A 15,512-nucleotide genomic window follows, 5' to 3' on the forward strand; every position below is an offset into this window, starting at 1 on the left:
CCGGCCAGGGCCGCCTTCGCGAAGATGCCCTACGTCTACCTGGACTCGGGCTCGACCCACCCGATGCCGCTGGGCGCCCGCGCGGCGCTGGAGGAATACCTCCGCTACAAGACCCGCGACGGCCGCTGGAGCGGCTACTCCATGGACGCCAAGGAGAAGGCCGTCCTCGAAGGCTTCGGCGCCCTGGTCGGCGCGGCGCCCGACGAACTCACCTTCATCCAGTCCACGACCATGGGCGAGAACCTGGTGCTGAAGGCGCTGGGCTTCCCCAGGGCCGGCGGCCGCATCGTCACCGACGCGCTGCACTTCTTCGGCTCGTTCTACACCTACGGCGAGCTCGCCAAGGCCGGCATGGAGGTCGTCATGCTGCCCATGACCGCCGAAGGCCGCGTCGACATGCAGGCGATGGAGGCGGCGGTGAACGACAGGACGGTGCTGGTCGCCGTCAGCCACATCTCCACCACCAACGGCTTCGAGCACGACCTCCGGCGCGTCGCCGACATCGCCCATGCGCACGGCGCGCCGGTCTACGCCGACATCGTCCACGGGGCCGGATCGACGCCGCTGGACCTGCGCGCCGCGGGCGTCGATTTCGCGGCCTCGTCTTCCTACAAGTGGCTGATGGGCGACTTCGGCCTGGCCTTCCTCTACGTGCGCAGGGAAGTGGCCGAGACGATCCAGCGCCCGTGGTGGGGCTACCACCAGGTCGGCGGCCGCTTCGTCACCCACGTCTTCCCCTACGACCCGCAGGGCCTGACGCCCGCCGACTACGGCTACGCGGCCGGGACCGACGGCAAGTTCGCCATGGGCACCACCTCCTGGACCGGCGTCGTCCAGTTGGAGCACTCCATCGGCTGGATCCGTCAGGTGGGCCTGCCGGCCCTCGTCGCGCATCGAAAGCCCATGCTGGCGGCCGTGCAGACCGAGCTGCGCCGCCGCGGCTACCAGCCGATGACGCCGCAGGACAGCAGAAGCCCCCTGGTCGCCTTCGCGCTGAAGGACGCCCGCGCCAGGCTGGGCGACGTCCTCAACAAGGGCGACGTGCGCATCACCGTCAGCGCCAACCGCTTCCGCGTGTCGGTCGCCGCCTTCAACGACATGAACGACATCGACCGCCTGCTCGAAGTCCTGCCCAAGGCCCCGCCCGCGTGAAATCCCTCGCCCTGATCGCCGCCCTGCTGGCGAGCGCCGCGCCGGCGTTCGCCCAGGCCCCGCCCGCCCCGGCAGCCCCCCCGGCCCCGGCGGCGGGCGGCCCGCCCGGCATTCCCATGTCGCGGGCGTACCCCGCCGGCCCGGTCGAGCCCCTGCCGGCGCCGAAGCGGTTCGTCACCAGGCACACGCTGAGCGTCGGCAAACAGCGCATCGCCTACACCGCCATCGCCGGCGAGACCTGGCTCTACAACCGCGCCGCCGAGCCCATCGGCTCGATCTTCTCCTACAGCTACCTGAAGGACGGCCCCGTCGATCCGAGCCGGCCGGTGATGTTCGTCTTCAACGGCGGGCCGGGCTCCTCGTCGCTCTGGCTGCACATGGGCGCCGTCGGCCCGCGCCGCGTGGTGCTGGACCGGGAGGTGAATCCGTCCAACACCCCGCCCTTCGGGGTCGCCGACAACCCGCACAGCGTGCTCGACGTCGCCGACCTCGTCTTCATCGACCCGGTCGGCACGGGCTACTCCAGGCCGATCGGCAAGGGCTCCACCGCCGACTTCTGGGGCGTCGACGAGGACGCTGACAGCGTCTCGCAGTTCATCGAGCTCTGGCTCACCGAGCACAAGCGCTGGAACGCGCCCAAGTTCGTCATGGGCGAGAGCTACGGCTCGGTCCGCGCCGCCGTCCTGCCGCGCGCGCTGATGGGCGGGCCGATGTACGTCGGCTACATGCGCGGCATCACCCTGAACGGCGTGATCCTGCTGGGCACGACCCTGGGCGCCCGCAACGGCGGCGGCGAGAGCGGCGCGGCGGAACTGCGCCAGGCCCTGGCGCTCCCGGCGCTCGCCGACACCGCCTGGTACTTCGAGAAGATCGACCGCAAGGGCCGCAGCCTCGAAGCCTTCCACCAGGAGGTCCTGGCCTTCGCGAAGAGCGACTACGTCGAGGCCCTGAAGAAGGCCAGGGCCGGCACGCTGACGCCGGCCGACCGCGCCGCCCTGGTCGCCCGCCTCACCGCCTACACCGGCCTGCCGGTGTCCGCCTACGACCGCGCGCTGGTGGTGAACGAGGGCGCCTTCTCGCGCCTGCTGCTGGCCGACAGGGGCCTGCAGGTCGGCGCCTACGACAGCCGCTACACCCTGCCGACGGCCGGCAGCGGCAACGACCCCGTCGCCGACGACCCGGCCATGGGCCGCTACGTGCCGGGCTTCCTCGCCGCCTTCCACCAGATGGAGGCCGAGGCCCTGAAGGTCGACATGGCGCGGCCCTACGGCGCCATCGTCTGGCGCGACCTGCTGCCCTCGTGGAACTGGAACCGCGCCGCCGTGCCCGAGGGCCAGTCGTTCGCCACCGACCTCGCCGTCGCCATGCGCCGCACGCCGAAGCTCCGCGTCCTCGTCGCCAGCGGCTACTACGACCTCGTCACGCACTCGGCGACCGCCGAGCAGAGCGTGGAGGACGCCGGGCTCCCCAGGGACCGCCTCATGCTCCGCCGCTACGAAAGCGGCCACATGCTCTACCTCGGCGACACCGCCGCCGCCTTCTCCAACGACGTCCGCCAGTTGATCCGCGACGCCACGAGGTAGGCACGACCCATCGAGCCTCAGCGCGAGCTGAGGCTCCCTCATTCTGGAACCGCGGAAAACGCGGAAGAACGCGGAATCAGCGCCGCCGCCTTCCGCGCCATTCCGCGTTTTCCGCGGTTCATTGAATGGACGGCGCCGCTCCGCGGCCTAAGGCTTCTTCGTCACGAAGGCCCTGACCGCGTCGGCGAACTTCGCGCGGTTCTCGTCGTGGTCGTAGACGCCGTGCGGGCCGGCGAAGTAGGCGGCCGTGAGCTGGCCCGCCGGCACGCCCGCCTGGTCCAGGGTGTAGCGGCCCGAATAGGCCGGCGTCGTCAGGTCGTAGTAGCCGGCGGCCCAGAACAGCCGCAGCTTCGGGTCCGCCCGCATCGCCTGGCCCAGCGCCTCGAAGGCGCTCGGCCCGGTCGTCCCGCCCGGCGCGCGCGGACGCTCGTGGTCCCACGCCGCGTTCACCGCGAAGTTCACGCCGTAGTACGGCTCGTCGCCGGCCGGATATTTCAACGCCTCGACCATGTAGCGCGCCACGGCCGGGCTCGGGATCGCGCCCAGGGCCGCGGGGCTCGGCGGCGGCGCGGCCGGGGCGCCCGGCGCCCGCTTCGGCACGACCCCCAGCGCGGGATCGTCGATCGCCCCGTCCTGCCCCGGCTCCAGCGGCGCGGTCACCGTCACGTCCAGCAGGCCCGTGCGCAGGGTCGCGTCCTTCAGGATGTTGAACATCCAGTCGTTCTTGGAGAGCCGCAGGTCCTTCTCGGCGATCAGGTCGGCCGGCAGGCCGATCAGGCCCGACATCCGCTCGGCGATCCTGCGCTTCCTCTCCGCCGGCAGGCTGCCGCCCTCGACGAGCGCCTCCAGGTAGTCGGTGCGCGCGAAGTCCAGCGCCTCGGCGAACACCTGGTCCACCGTGCGCCCCGCCCGGTCGATCCTGCGGTGATACCAGGCGCCCGCCGCCATGGTCGGCAGCGCCACGACATAGGGCATCTCGCGCCCGCTCACCTCGCCCACCAGGGCCACCAGCATCACGCCGTCGAACGGCAGGTCCTGGCTGATGCGGGCGATGTTCGCCGCCCGGCTGGTGCCGTAGCTCTCTCCCATCATGTAGCGCGGCGAGGCCTCACGCTTGTTGGCCCTGAGCCACGCGGCGATCACGGTCTTCACCGCCTGCGCATCGCCCGAGACCGAATAGAAGCGCTGCGGGTCCGTTCCGGGGAACGGCCGCGAGAAACCGGTGCCGACCGGGTCGATGAACACCAGGTCCGCCGCATCGAGGGGGCTCACCGTGTTGGGGATCCAGCCGCCGCCCGACCGGTCGCCGGGCGCCGCCGGGCCGCGGCGGTAGGGCCCGAGCGCACTCATGTGCAGCGGCGAGGACGAGGCGCCCGGCCCGCCGTTGAACAGGAAGATCACCGGCCTCGCGGCCCGGTCCTTCACCCCGTCGCGAACGTAGGCGATGGTGGTGGCCGCCGCGGCCGGCCGGCCCGCGGCGTCGTTCAGGAAGACCTCGGCGACGGTCGCCGTGAACTTCACCTTCTCGCCGTTGAACGTCCCCTCGTGCTTCGTCACCGCCATCCGCGGCGCCCGCACGGCGGCGGCTTGCGCAGGCGTCTGCGCGGCGGCCCATCCCGGCGCCGCCAGCGCCAGGCAGGCGGCGATCGCGGGCGCGATCCAGCGTTCGGTCATCAGGTCCCCTCCCGACGTTTCGGCAAACCTAGCCGCGCGCCCGCGGATTTTCTTTGCAATGTCAGCGTGACAGCCGCCGCGCGCGACCGCAGCTTCGCCGGCGCGCCGCACGAAGCGCATGAGTTATGCGCCACGCCACCACCGCGCGAATAGCCGCCCCGCGATCCCCGCAACCCGCGCGCGAATTCGCAAAGAAAGTCCGCCGTCCTTGCCTAAGCTAGGTGGAGCCTGCCGAAGCGCGGGCGGGGGACGCGTAGGGAACTGCCTTGAATCCGGTGCAAACGAAAGGCGCGGCCAGCGCGCAGCCCGGCGCTGCGGCCTCCGACCTGTTCGACGCCCCCTCCTATGCCGACTTCGTCCGGGCGGCGATGCGTATCAAGGCCGCGCGGCCCGAGGTGGCGATCCTCTTCGAAAGCACCACGCCCGAGCCCACCGCCCAGTTGATCGGCATGGTGCGCACCGCCTTCTCCGACGAGCTCACGTCGCGCTACGTCAGCGTCTTCGCCGACGGCAACCGCTTCGCCATCGAGGCGGTCGCCCGCCGCTACGGCCTGGCCCCCGAGCAGATCGTCGCCACAACCGGCGCGACGGGGGCGATCAACCTGGCGCTCAAGGCCCTGGTCGCGCCCGGAGATCACGTCCTGGTCGAGCGGCCGGGCTTCGACATCCTCGCGAAGTTCGCCGCCGACGCCGGCGCCCGCGTCGACACCTTCGCCCGCACGGCCCCGGGCTACGGGGTCGACCTCCCGGACCTGCGCGCCAGGCTCACGCCCCGCACGCGGGCGGTCCTCGTCACCAACCTGCACAATCCCAGCGGCGCGCGCCTGCCGCCCGAGGAGCTGGCCGCCATGGCCGCCGCCGTCGGCAGCGTGGGCGCCGTGCTGATCGTCGACGAGGTCTACGCCGACTTCGCCACGCCGACGCCGGCGCCGGCCGCCACGCTGGCCGCGAACATCCTGACGGTCTCCAGCCTGACGAAGGTGTTCGGCCTCTTCGCGCTGAAGTTCGGCTGGATGGCGGGCGACGCCGCCCTGATCGACCGCATCCGCCGCGCGGCCCCGGACGGCGACATGGGCGTCTCCAAGCTCTCCCACGCCGTCGCCGCCCATGTGCTCGAAGCGCCCGCCGCCTTCGAGGCGCACTGGCAGGGCGTGCTGGCCAAGAGCCGCCCGGTGATGGAGCGCGAGACCGCCGCCCTCGTCCGCGACGGCCTGCTGGAGGGCGACCTGCCGCCGTCCGGCTGCATGTACTTCCCGCGCGTGCCCGGCGCGCCGGACACCCGCGCGCTCGCGCGGCGCCTGCTGGCCGACTTCGACCTGCTGGTCGCGCCCGGCGAGTTCTTCGGCGCCCCCGGCCACATCCGCCTCGGCTTCGCCGCCGACCCCGCCGCCATCGCCCTGGGCTTCGAACGCCTCCGCGCCGGCCTGATGGTCTAGCGCCAGAAGCCTGAAGCTCAGCTATGACGTTCGGCGATGATGCACGAACTCATGGCCGCCTGGGCGCCGTTGCAGGGCGTGGCCCTGGCGCTGGCGCTGGGCCTGCTGATCGGCGTCGAGCGCGGGTGGCGCCAGCGTGACGAAGCCGCCGGCACGCGCGTCGCCGGCATCCGCACCTTCGGCCTGCTGGGCCTGACCGGCGGTCTGGCGTGGGAGGCCGGCCGCCTCGCCGGTCCGGGCCTTGCGGCGGTCATCGTGGGCCTCGCCGGGGCGACCCTGCTGATCGGCTACTACCGCGCCGCCGTCCGCGAGACCGAACTCAGCGCCACCAACACCATCGTGGGCGCCATGACGCTGGCCATCGGCCTCATGGCCGCCGCCGGCCAGGGCGTGATCGCGTCCGCCGTGGCGGCCGTCACCGTCCTGGTGCTGGCCTCGCGCGAGCGGCTCCATGCGTGGGTCGACGCCCTGGACGAGGCCGAGCTTCACGCCATCGCACGCTTCGGCCTGATCGCGCTGGCCATCCTGCCCGTCCTGCCCGACGCCAGCTACGGCCCCTACGACGCCTGGAACCCGCGGCAGATCTGGATGGTGGTGGTGCTGGTCTCGGGCCTGTCGCTGGCCGGCTACGCCGCCGCACGCCGGTTCGGCGCCTCGAAGGGGGTGCTGATCACCGCTGCGGCCGGCTCCCTCGTCTCGTCCACCGCCGTGACCGCCGCGCTGGCCGCGCGACTGGCCCGGCGCGAGGGCGGACCGGCGGTGCTCATCGCCGGCATCGCCGTGGCGCATGCGGTGATGCTGACGCGGGTCGTGGTGCTCGTGGGCGTGCTGGCGCCGTTCGCCCTGGCGCCCATGGCGGTGCTGATCGTCCCGGCGGGGCTCGCCGCGGCCGCCTGCGCCGGCTGGCTCCTGTGGCGCGCGAAGGACGACACGACCGAGAGCGACGGGCCGCCGCCGGTGAAGAATCCGTTCGACATCGTTCCGGCCCTGCTGCTCGCGGGGCTGGTCGCGGCCATGTCCCTGCTCGGCCGCTGGGCGCTCGACGCCTTCGGGAACCAGGGCCTGATGGTGGTGCTGGCGCTGTCCGGCCTGCTGGACGTCGATTCCGCGATCGTCACGGCCGCCAATCTGACGCCGGGCACGCTCGCGCCCGCCGCCGCGGCCCTCGCCCTGGCCGCGCCGATCGCCGCGAACACGCTGGTGAAGGCCGGCCTCGCGCTGGCGGTCGCCCGGGGCGCGGCGGGCCTGCAGGCCGCGATCCTGCTGACCGCGACCGTCGTCGCCGGCGCGGCGGCCTATCCGCTCCTGGCGGTGCTGTTCGGGTAGGATCCGGAGACGAGGAGCCCCGGCCGAGGTGTGACGTCCTCAGACCGGGGCGGTGGTCTCGTGTCAGCGACTGGAGAGCCGACGCGGTGTCGATGCAGCCCGAGCCGACTGCGGTCAACGTGCTCAAGTTAGCACCTCGACCGCAAACGGCCAAACAGGTTCTCTTTTCACGCGAAGAGAGGCGCGGCCCCGGACGTTCTCGTTCGTCGGGGCCGCGCTCATCCAGCCGTGGCGCGATCGTTTGGGCTCGGGATCACGCGCCACATTCGGCTGTTGGCGTCCCCCGTCACAGGGGCCGCCGGCATTCCGACCTACGCTCTCCATAAATCGCAAGTCGCGGGGGAGACGGCGCCGGACCGCGTTCCCCCTAGGTCGGCGGCCGATTTTTCTAGAGCGCCGCGGAAATCGTCACGCCGATGGTCCTCGGCCGCTGCGGCGTGACCTGGCGCGACCGCTCCAGGTTGAACGGGTTCCCGAAGGCGAAGGTGTCGCTGTAGCTGTTCAGCGGGTTCACCACGAACACCTGGGCGCTGTAGGGCCCCTTCAGCAGTTCGGCCGAGAGCTTCACGCGGCCGTAGGCGCGGGTCCGCGGCTCGGCGGCCTCGAAGCTGACCCGCGAGCGGCCCACGTAGGTCGCCTGCCCGACGAGGCGCAGCATCACGTCGTCGGCGATGTCGCGCTCGTAGCTCAGCACGGCGCCGGCCGAGACCGGCGGCGAGCCCGGCAGGCCGTCGGCCAGCCGCCCGGCGATGAGCGAGGCGGGGTTGGGCCGGCCGGTGCGCGTGCGCGTCAACCGCCCGTTCAGTTGCGCCAGCAGGCCGAAGTCGGTGCGATAGGCGACCTCGGTCTCGATCCCCATCACCTGCGCGTCGCCGGCGTTGGTGGTGTAGGGGATGCCCGACGGCCGGAACTGGTCGGTCTGGATGTCGTCCCAGAGGCTGTAGAAGGTGGCCGCGTTCACGCCGAGGCGCCGCTCCAGCATCGCCAGCTTCAGCCCCACCTCGTAGTTGATGAGGCGGTCCGCCGAGAAGGCCTCGCGCTCCACCGGCAGCGCCGTCGCCCCGCCCGAGTTCAGGCCGCCCGAGCGGTAGCCCTCCGAGATCACCGCATAGGCCAGGTTGCCGTCCCCGAACGTCTTCTGGACCGACAGCTTCGGCGAGACGCCGCTGAATTCCTTCTCGCGGTCGAAGCTGCGCGGCGGCGAGCTTTCCGACACCACCGCCGAGCGCGTCCGGGTCTGGATCGTGAAGGCCCGGCCGCCCAGCGCCACGGTCCAGCCGTCGCCGAACGCGTAGGAGACCTCGCTGTAGGCCGCCAGTTCCTGGATCCGGTCGCGCCGGTCGTCGCCGTACACCAGGATCAGGTCGGCCCGCGGCACCTGCGCCAGGAACTCGGTCGGCGAGTGGGTCCGCGTGTAGGAGCCGTAGAGCCCCGCCAGCCACTCGACGGGACCCGCCCCGCGCGAGGTCAGCACCAGGTCCTCCACCAGCATCGTCGTGCGGGTGCGCTCGGCATAGGCCGAGGTCTGGGCGAACTGGGTGTAGAGCCGCTGGCTCGAGGTGGCGTCGAACAGGCTGCCGTAGCGGTGCCGCACCGCCCCGGTCGACGAGGTGAGCTCGCCCCAGCCCCACGAGCGCCGGATCGTCGCCGTCGCCAGCTCGATGTCGTTCACATGCGGCTCGGGGATGCGGACGTCGCGCTTCAGCTTCAGGCCGGGGGTCGTGTAGTGCGTGTCGTTGGAGCGCAGGTGCTGGCCGGCCAGCGTCAGGTTGAAGCTCCAGTCGTCGGTGGGCGCATAGGACATGATCAGCCGCGCCCCGCGCCGCTCGGTCCGGTCGGCGTTGTTGCGGGCGAGGCGGATGTTGTCGAGGTAGCCGCCCTGCTCCTCCTGGTAGGCCGACAGCCGCAGCCCGATCGTCTGCCCGAACAGTCGCAGCGGATAGTTCGCGTAGCCCTCGACCGCGTAGCTCGGGTCGCCGTCCTGGGTCAGCGCGCCGGTGGTGCGCACCTCCGCCGAAAGCCCGGTGAGGTCGGGCTTGCGGGTGACGATGCGGTAGACGCCCGACAGCGAGCCGGCGCCGTAGAGCGCCCCCTGCGGGCCCCGCGCGATCTCCACCCGGTCCACGTCGACCAGCCGCAGGTCGGGGTCGGGGGCGTTGTAGTTGACCGGCAGGTCGTCGAGGTAGGTCGCCACGATCGAGCGGGCCCGGCCCGTGTAGGCGCCGTCGGAAAGCCCGCGCAGCAGCAGCTTGTTGCGCCCCGGCCCCAGATTGGTCGCCAGCACCCCGGCGAGCTGGCCGGCCGCCTCGCCCGCGTCGGCCGAGCCGGTGGCCAGGAGCTGGCCGCGCGGGATCGCGGTCACCGCCACCGCCAGTTGGCGCGGGTCGCGCACCCGCCGGGTCGCGGTCACCAGCAGTTCGGACACCGTCACCGGCGGCGACAGCCGCGCGGCCTCGGCGCGCGCCGCCGCCTGCACCTCGACGGTTCCCGCCGCGACCACGCGCGCGGTGCAGGGCGCGCCGGCCAGCACCTGGTCCAGCGCCTCCTCCACCGTCAGCAGGCCCGAGACGCCGCGCGACGTCCCGCTGCACGCCGCCGCGCCGATCAGGGTGACGTTGGCCTGCTGCGCCAGGTCGAGCAGCGCCTCGGAGTAGGCCTTGGGCTCGACACGGAACAGGACGCGGGAAGGCGCGGCCCCGGCGACTCCGCCGACGCCCAGCACCACGGCGCACGCGGTGGCGGCCATCAGGTCCCGACGCACGAGGATGGTCAGCTCCGACTGGTCCTTCGGCCTTACTTCCGAAGTAGAAGCAGCCCCGCTTCGGAGGGTACTGATCTTATGGGGAGCATCAAGCTCAGACGCGCGACGACCGAGCCCGGATCGTCGAGCACGATGACCCCGGTGATGGGGGTCTGGGCCAGCGCCGGATCGCCGATCTCGATCTGCTGGACGAACTGGCGGTTCAGGTCGGCCACCACCTCCGACAGGGGCTGGTTGCGATAGACGAGGCGGCCCGCGCGCCAACTGAAGGTCTCGGCGGGATCCACCGCCTTCAGCTCGGCCCGTCCGGTGCGCTCCATCTCCAGCCGCTGGCCGCGGGTGAGCATGAACGCCTGGTCCGATGCGGCGCTGGGCCGCACCTCGACCTTGCCCCGCGCGACCGTCACCGTGAGGTCGCCCGAACGGCTGCGGACGTCGAACTGGGTGCCGACCACGCGCACGATCCGGCCGTCGGCCGCCACGGTGAACGGCCGGCGCGTGTCGTGCGCCACGTCGAAGATCGCCTCGCCGTCGCTCAGCGTCACCTCGCGCTTGAAGAGGCCCAGCTTCACCGAGAGCGTCGTCTCGGCGTTCAGGTCCACCCGCGACCCGTCGGCCAGCTTCACCTGCTGGTGCTGGCCCTTGCCCGTGGCGTAGGTCGCGCTGGTGGTGGTCAGCGCCGGCAGCAGCGCCAGCGTCACGGTCGCTGCGACGGCCAGGCCGCCGACGCCCGCCATCCAGCGCCGCGTCAGGCTCTGCGCGGGCCGGCGGGCCGGCGGACGGGCCAGTTCCTCGCTCACCGCCGGGGCGGCGATCCCGAATTCGTGCCAGACGCCCAGCGCCGCCGCATAGGCCTCGCGGTTGCCCGCCGCCTCGTCCAGCCACGCGTCGAACGCCAGCGCCTCGGCCTCGCCCACGTCGTCGGCTTGCAGGCGCACGAGCCAGGCGCTGGCTTGCGCCGCCTGCCCGTCCCTGTCGCTCGCCAAGCTGGTCATGGGTCCGCCCTGCACGACGCACACTGCGCCGAACCGCTGGTAAGACGGCGCCGTCCCGGAGCGCCCCTAGGTCGCGGAGCCGACATTGCGAACATCATGGGCGCAGCCGCTGCGTCAGGTTCCTGAGCGCGGCCGAGATGTGCTGCTCGACCATCTTCACCGAGACGCCCATGGCCTGCGCCGTCTCGGCCTGGCTCCGGCCCTCCAGCTTGTGCAGCCGGAACGCCTGGCCCATCTTCGGCGGCAGCGCCGCGACCGCCTCGGCCAGCATCCGCGCCCGCTCGCGCCCGATCACCACGTCGTCGGCCGCGGGCTCCTGCGCCACCTCCTCCTCGGCGCCGGCGACACGGGTGTCCATGCGCCACTGGCCCTCGCGGCGCGAGGCGCGCTGGCGGCTCCTCACGTGGTCGATCAGCAGGTTCCCGGCCATCCGGTAGAGCAGCGCGCTCGGCGACTTCACGTCCTCGGGCGGCTGGGCGGCGATCTTCAGGTAGAGGTCCTGCACCAGGTCCTCGGCGGTCGCCATGTCCCGCGTGCGCGCGGCCAGGAACAGCACGAGGTTCTCGCGCTTCTCGAAGAAGGCGCGGACGAGCGGGCTTCCGTCCCCCGGCCGTTCGGACCTGCCCGCAGGCGCCACGCCGCTTCCTCATGCGCTGGACGCGGCCGGACCGGCGCGTCGTTCAGTTAAAGTTAGGCCCGTTCGCCGTTTCTTGTCCCATGGCCCGATCGGCGCGAGTCGCGCAAACCCTCGATGGAACGGCCTCGCGCGCCCTGCGACCGCGACAGGCGAGAAGTCTTGCCTGCATCCAAATACGCCGTTACGCCGAACAAGGGGGGCAGGACTTTACGGAAGCCTGTCGTCGCGGGGCCGCGTGATGGTCGGGGACGAAACCATTGACTCGATCCGCTCCGCGCTCGCCCGCGGCGACCTCCTTGCGGCCTACGACGAGGTCACGCGCGGCAAGAAGCTGGGGCACCAAGGCCTCGGCTACCTGGAGGTCCTGACGCTCGCCCGCCTCGGCGACACCGAGCGGGGCCTGCGCCTCTACGACGAATACCAGCTCGCCGCGAAGAACGACGTCGACGCGCTCTCGCTGAGGGCGCGGCTCCTCAAGGACCAGGCGTTCGCCGCGCCCGACGAGCCCGACCGCGCCAGGCTGCTGCAGGCCTGCCGGCTCTACGCGGCGGTCTACGGCAAGACCCGCTCCAGCTATCCCGCCATCAACGCGGCCACGCTGGCCCAGATCGCGGGGCGGCCGGGCATCGCGCAGCGCCTGGCCAGGGCCGTGGTCCAGCAGGTGCTCGCCGAGGGGGGCCAGGACTACTACGCCCTCGCCACCCTGGCCGAGGCGCTGGTGATCCTGGGCGACCTGCCGGGCGCCGACGGGGTGCTGCTGCGGGCCACGGGCTCGCCCGACGCCGACGTGGGCTCGCGCTCCACCACCTACCTGCAGCTCCAGCGCCTGATGGCGGTCAGCGACGACCCCGAGGGCCTGGAGGCCCTGCTGCATCATGTGCGCCCGCCGAAGGTGGCGATGTTCTGCGGCAACATCTTCGTGCCCGACGCCGCGCTCGAGGCCCGCCTCGCCGCCGAGGTCCGCGAGGTGGTCCGAAAGGAGAAGATCGGCTTCGCCTACGGCGCGCTCGCCGCCGGCAGCGACATCCTGATCGCCGAACAACTGCTGGAGGAGGGCTGCGAGCTCGACATCGTGCTGCCCTTCACCGAGGCCGACTTCATGGCCCAGTCGGTGGCCCCCGGCGGCGACGACTGGGTGCGCCGCTACGTCCGCTGCAAGGCCAGGGCGGCCTCGATGACCATCGCCAGCAACATGAGCTACGTCGGCGAGATGATGCAGTTCGCCTATGGCTCGAAGGTGACCATGGGCATGGCGCGGCTGCGCGCCCGCCACCTCAACGGCGAGGCGATCCAGCTCGCCATCGTCGAGCAGGTCGGCGCCCGAACCCTCTCCGGCTCCGACATCGGCGCCTGGCAGCAGGCCGGCGGCCGCTCGGCGGTGATCGAGGCCGGGCCGATCGTGCGTCCCGTCATGCCGCCGCCGCCCCCCCGCTCGCCGGTGGAGCGCGGCACCTACGGCATCATGTTCACCGACTTCCCGGGCTTCACCACCCTGGACGAGCGGGTCCTGCCCACCTTCTGGGAACAGGTGATGCACCGCGCCGCGGTCACGCTGGAGGGCTACGCCGACCGCATCAAGGTGGGCAACACCTGGGGCGACGCGCTCTACGTCGTGTTCGAGGACGCCCGCTCCGCCGCCGCCGCCGCCCTCGACCTGTCCGACCAGTTCGCCAAGGTCGACTGCGAAGCCCTCGGCGTGCCCGAGGGCACCGGCATGCGCATCGCGCTGCACTACGGCACCACCTACTCGGGCCACGATCCCGTCAGCCGCCGCACCACCTTCTACGGCACCGAGGTCTCGCGGACCGCGCGCATCGAGCCGGTCACCCCGTCCGGCAGCGTCTACGTCACCGAGCCCTTCGCCGCGGTGCTGGAGATGGAGGCCGACCACCCGTTCGACTGCAACTACGTCGGCAAGACCCCGCTCGCGAAGGGCTACGGCGTCTATCCGCTCTACCGGCTCGCCCGCCCCGCCGCCGCCACGGCCGCCAGACCCGCCCGCCGCATCCGCAAGGCGCGGACGGCCTGAACGCGTCCTCTTTCACGAGCGCGACAGCGCTGTGGGCGAGCAGCGCCGGAAGAGGGACCTCACCTCCCCGCCAAGCGGCGCGAGGTGAGGCGTCCGCGCTTCAGGCCTTGGCGTAGGGCGCGGTGAACTCTTCCAGCTTGGCGGCGAAATAGGCGTTCGTGGCGTCCGAGCGCGGGGTCGCGCGGGCGTAGGCGTCCATCTCGGCGAGCATCGTGGTCCAGGCCTCCTCGAACGCCGGGGTCCAGTCCGCGCCCAGCAGCTCGCGCGCCGCGTCGCGGATGATCCCGAAGAAGGTGACGAACACCTCGCGCGGCACCTCGTAGCCCTCGTGGGTGACCAGTTCCGTGCTGATCATGTGCTGCGCGTAGCGGCGCTCGCCCACGAAATCCAGGATCGCCTCGAACGTCCGCGACAGCATCTCGCCCTTGATCGCGCCGTTGGTGTCCCGCCAGAAGTAGGGCTGCATCGTGGGGTGCGCGGCGAACAGGTGCTTGTAGACGACCGGCGTCGGGTCTTCGCAGACCTCGGCCAGCGCCTCCAGGGAGGCTTCGATATCGGCGGCGCGGGCGAACGCGGGGGCAGCGGTCATCGCAGGTACGGGCTCCGTTCAGTTACGCGTCGGGATGATCACCGGCAGGCTCTCGAAGCCATGCACGAAGGCCGACCAGTTCAGCACCGGCTCGCCCACCACCTTGATCTCCGGGAACCGCTTCAGGATCTCTTCCCAGATGATGGTGAGCTGCATCTCGGCGACGCGGTTGCCGACGCAGCGATGCACGCCGAAGCCGAACGACATGTGCTGGCGCGGCCGCTCGCGGTCGATGATGAAGTCGTTGGGCCGCTCGATCATCTCCTCGTCGCGGTTGCCCGAGATGTACCACATCGCCACCCGGTCGCCCTTTTTGATGGTCTTGCCGCCCATCTCGACGTCGCGGGTGGCCACGCGGGCCATGTGCGCCAGCGGCGTCTGCCAGCGGATGGTCTCCGAGACCATCGGCAGCACCAGATCCGGGTTGGCGCGCAGCTTGGCGTACTGGTCGGGGTTCCTGTTGAGCGAGAAGACGCTGCTGGAGATGGTGTTGCGGGTGGTGTCGTTGCCCCCGACGATCAGCAGGATGACGTTGCCCTGGTAGGTCTCCATGGGCATGCCGCGCGTGGCGGGATTGTGCGCCAGCATCGAGATCAGGTCGTTGCCGGGCGGTCCGTTCACCCGCTGGTTCCACAGCTCGTTGAAGGCGCTGAAGCACTCCATCATCGCCGCGCCCTTCTGCTCCCAGCTCTCGACCGGGCCGTGTCCGGGCTGGTTCATGATCATGTCCGACCACCAGGGCAGCTTGCGGCGCTGCTCGAACGGGAAGTCGAACAGGGTGGCCAGCGTCATGGCCGTCAGTTCCTTCGACACGAGGTCGACCCAGTCGAACTCCTTGCCGATGGGCAGGCTGTCGAGGATCTGGCCCGCGCGCTCGCGCACCTGCGGCGCCATCGTGTGGAGGTTGCTCGGCGCCACCGTCGGGCTGACCGCCTTGCGCGCCACGCTGTGCTCGGGCTCGTCCATGGTGATGAAGCCGGCGCTGTTGCGCCGCCGCTCGCCCATCACCTTCTCCTGCTCGGCGCGATGCTCGAGGTTGAAGAGCGCGATGCCGTCCGCCGACGAGAAGCTCTCATGGTCGGTGTCGACCGCCATGATGTCGTTCCACTTGGTGATCGACCAGTAGGGGCCGTACTCGCTCTCGGGCGTGAAGTGGATCGGGTCTTCCCGACGCAGGCGTTCGAACACCGGCCAGATCGTGTCGTCGTAGAAGCGGTCGACCCGCGCCGGGTTCAGTTTCTCCAGCGGCGTGGCGTTGATCTCGGCGACCGTTTCGGCGGTCGGGACCTTCACGGCGATGTTCATGGCGTCCTCCGGCGGCCCGGCGAAC

11 protein-coding genes are annotated in these 15,512 nt (G+C 71.7%); 5 read left to right on the top strand and 6 right to left on the bottom strand.

Going from position 1 to position 15,512, the window contains the following annotated elements:
• Both JNL41_RS04990 and JNL41_RS04995 read left to right on the top strand, forming a co-directional pair.
• Nucleotides 1–1,152, top strand: a 1,152-nt coding sequence (locus tag JNL41_RS04990; RefSeq protein ID WP_293473170.1) for an aminotransferase class V-fold PLP-dependent enzyme, incomplete at its 5' end; no start/stop codon positions are given.
• On the top strand, nt 1,149–2,735 hold the full coding sequence (locus JNL41_RS04995) for a peptidase S10 (protein WP_293473171.1): 1,587 nt from the start codon (nt 1,149–1,151) through the stop codon (nt 2,733–2,735). The genes JNL41_RS04990 and JNL41_RS04995, both read left to right, overlap by 4 nt.
• Nucleotides 2,736–2,882: 147 nt before the next feature.
• Here the strand turns inward: JNL41_RS04995 and JNL41_RS05000 are convergent, their stop codons facing one another.
• Nucleotides 2,883–4,409 (bottom strand): hypothetical protein, encoded by a 1,527-nt coding sequence (locus JNL41_RS05000; RefSeq protein ID WP_293473172.1) that lies wholly within the window; start codon nt 4,407–4,409, stop codon nt 2,883–2,885.
• Nucleotides 4,410–4,684: 275 nt separating this feature from the next.
• Between JNL41_RS05000 and JNL41_RS05005 the strand changes: the two genes are divergently transcribed.
• Together JNL41_RS05005 and JNL41_RS05010 are read left to right on the top strand one after the other, a co-directional pair.
• On the top strand, nt 4,685–5,845 hold the full coding sequence (locus tag JNL41_RS05005) for a pyridoxal phosphate-dependent aminotransferase (protein WP_293473190.1): 1,161 nt from the start codon (nt 4,685–4,687) through the stop codon (nt 5,843–5,845).
• A 36-nt stretch (nt 5,846–5,881) separates the two neighbouring features.
• A complete protein-coding gene (locus JNL41_RS05010; protein ID WP_293473173.1) occupies nt 5,882–7,171 on the top strand; it encodes an MgtC/SapB family protein in 1,290 nt (429 codons plus the stop codon).
• Between the two features lie 388 nt (nt 7,172–7,559).
• Here the strand turns inward: JNL41_RS05010 and JNL41_RS05015 are convergent, their stop codons facing one another.
• From JNL41_RS05015 to JNL41_RS05025, 3 genes are all read right to left on the bottom strand, one after another.
• Nucleotides 7,560–9,932, bottom strand: a complete 2,373-nt coding sequence (locus JNL41_RS05015; RefSeq protein ID WP_293473174.1) for a TonB-dependent receptor — start codon at nt 9,930–9,932, stop codon at nt 7,560–7,562.
• A 32-nt stretch (nt 9,933–9,964) separates the two neighbouring features.
• Entirely contained in the window at nt 9,965–10,927 is a 963-nt protein-coding gene (locus tag JNL41_RS05020) for a FecR family protein (protein WP_293473175.1), read from the bottom strand.
• Nucleotides 10,928–11,021: 94 nt separating this feature from the next.
• Complete coding sequence (locus JNL41_RS05025) at nt 11,022–11,564, bottom strand: RNA polymerase sigma factor (RefSeq protein ID WP_293473176.1); 543 nt, start codon at nt 11,562–11,564, stop codon at nt 11,022–11,024.
• A 238-nt stretch (nt 11,565–11,802) separates the two neighbouring features.
• Here JNL41_RS05025 and JNL41_RS05030 point away from each other — a divergent pair, with 238 nt between their 5' ends.
• Complete coding sequence (locus JNL41_RS05030; protein WP_293473177.1) at nt 11,803–13,593, top strand: adenylate/guanylate cyclase domain-containing protein; 1,791 nt, start codon at nt 11,803–11,805, stop codon at nt 13,591–13,593.
• Between the two features lie 100 nt (nt 13,594–13,693).
• On the opposite strand, the gene JNL41_RS05035 is transcribed toward JNL41_RS05030, so the two are convergent.
• Nucleotides 13,694–14,182: a globin gene (locus tag JNL41_RS05035; RefSeq protein WP_293473178.1), complete on the bottom strand. Its 489-nt coding sequence runs from the start codon at nt 14,180–14,182 to the stop codon at nt 13,694–13,696.
• A gap of 18 nt (nt 14,183–14,200) precedes the next feature.
• Entirely contained in the window at nt 14,201–15,487 is a 1,287-nt protein-coding gene (locus tag JNL41_RS05040; protein WP_293473179.1) for a cytochrome P450, read from the bottom strand.
• Between the last annotated feature and the right edge of the window lie 25 nt (nt 15,488–15,512).

Origin of the sequence: Phenylobacterium sp. (assembly GCF_016793285.1) — a bacterium.
Lineage (GTDB): Bacteria > Pseudomonadota > Alphaproteobacteria > Caulobacterales > Caulobacteraceae > Phenylobacterium.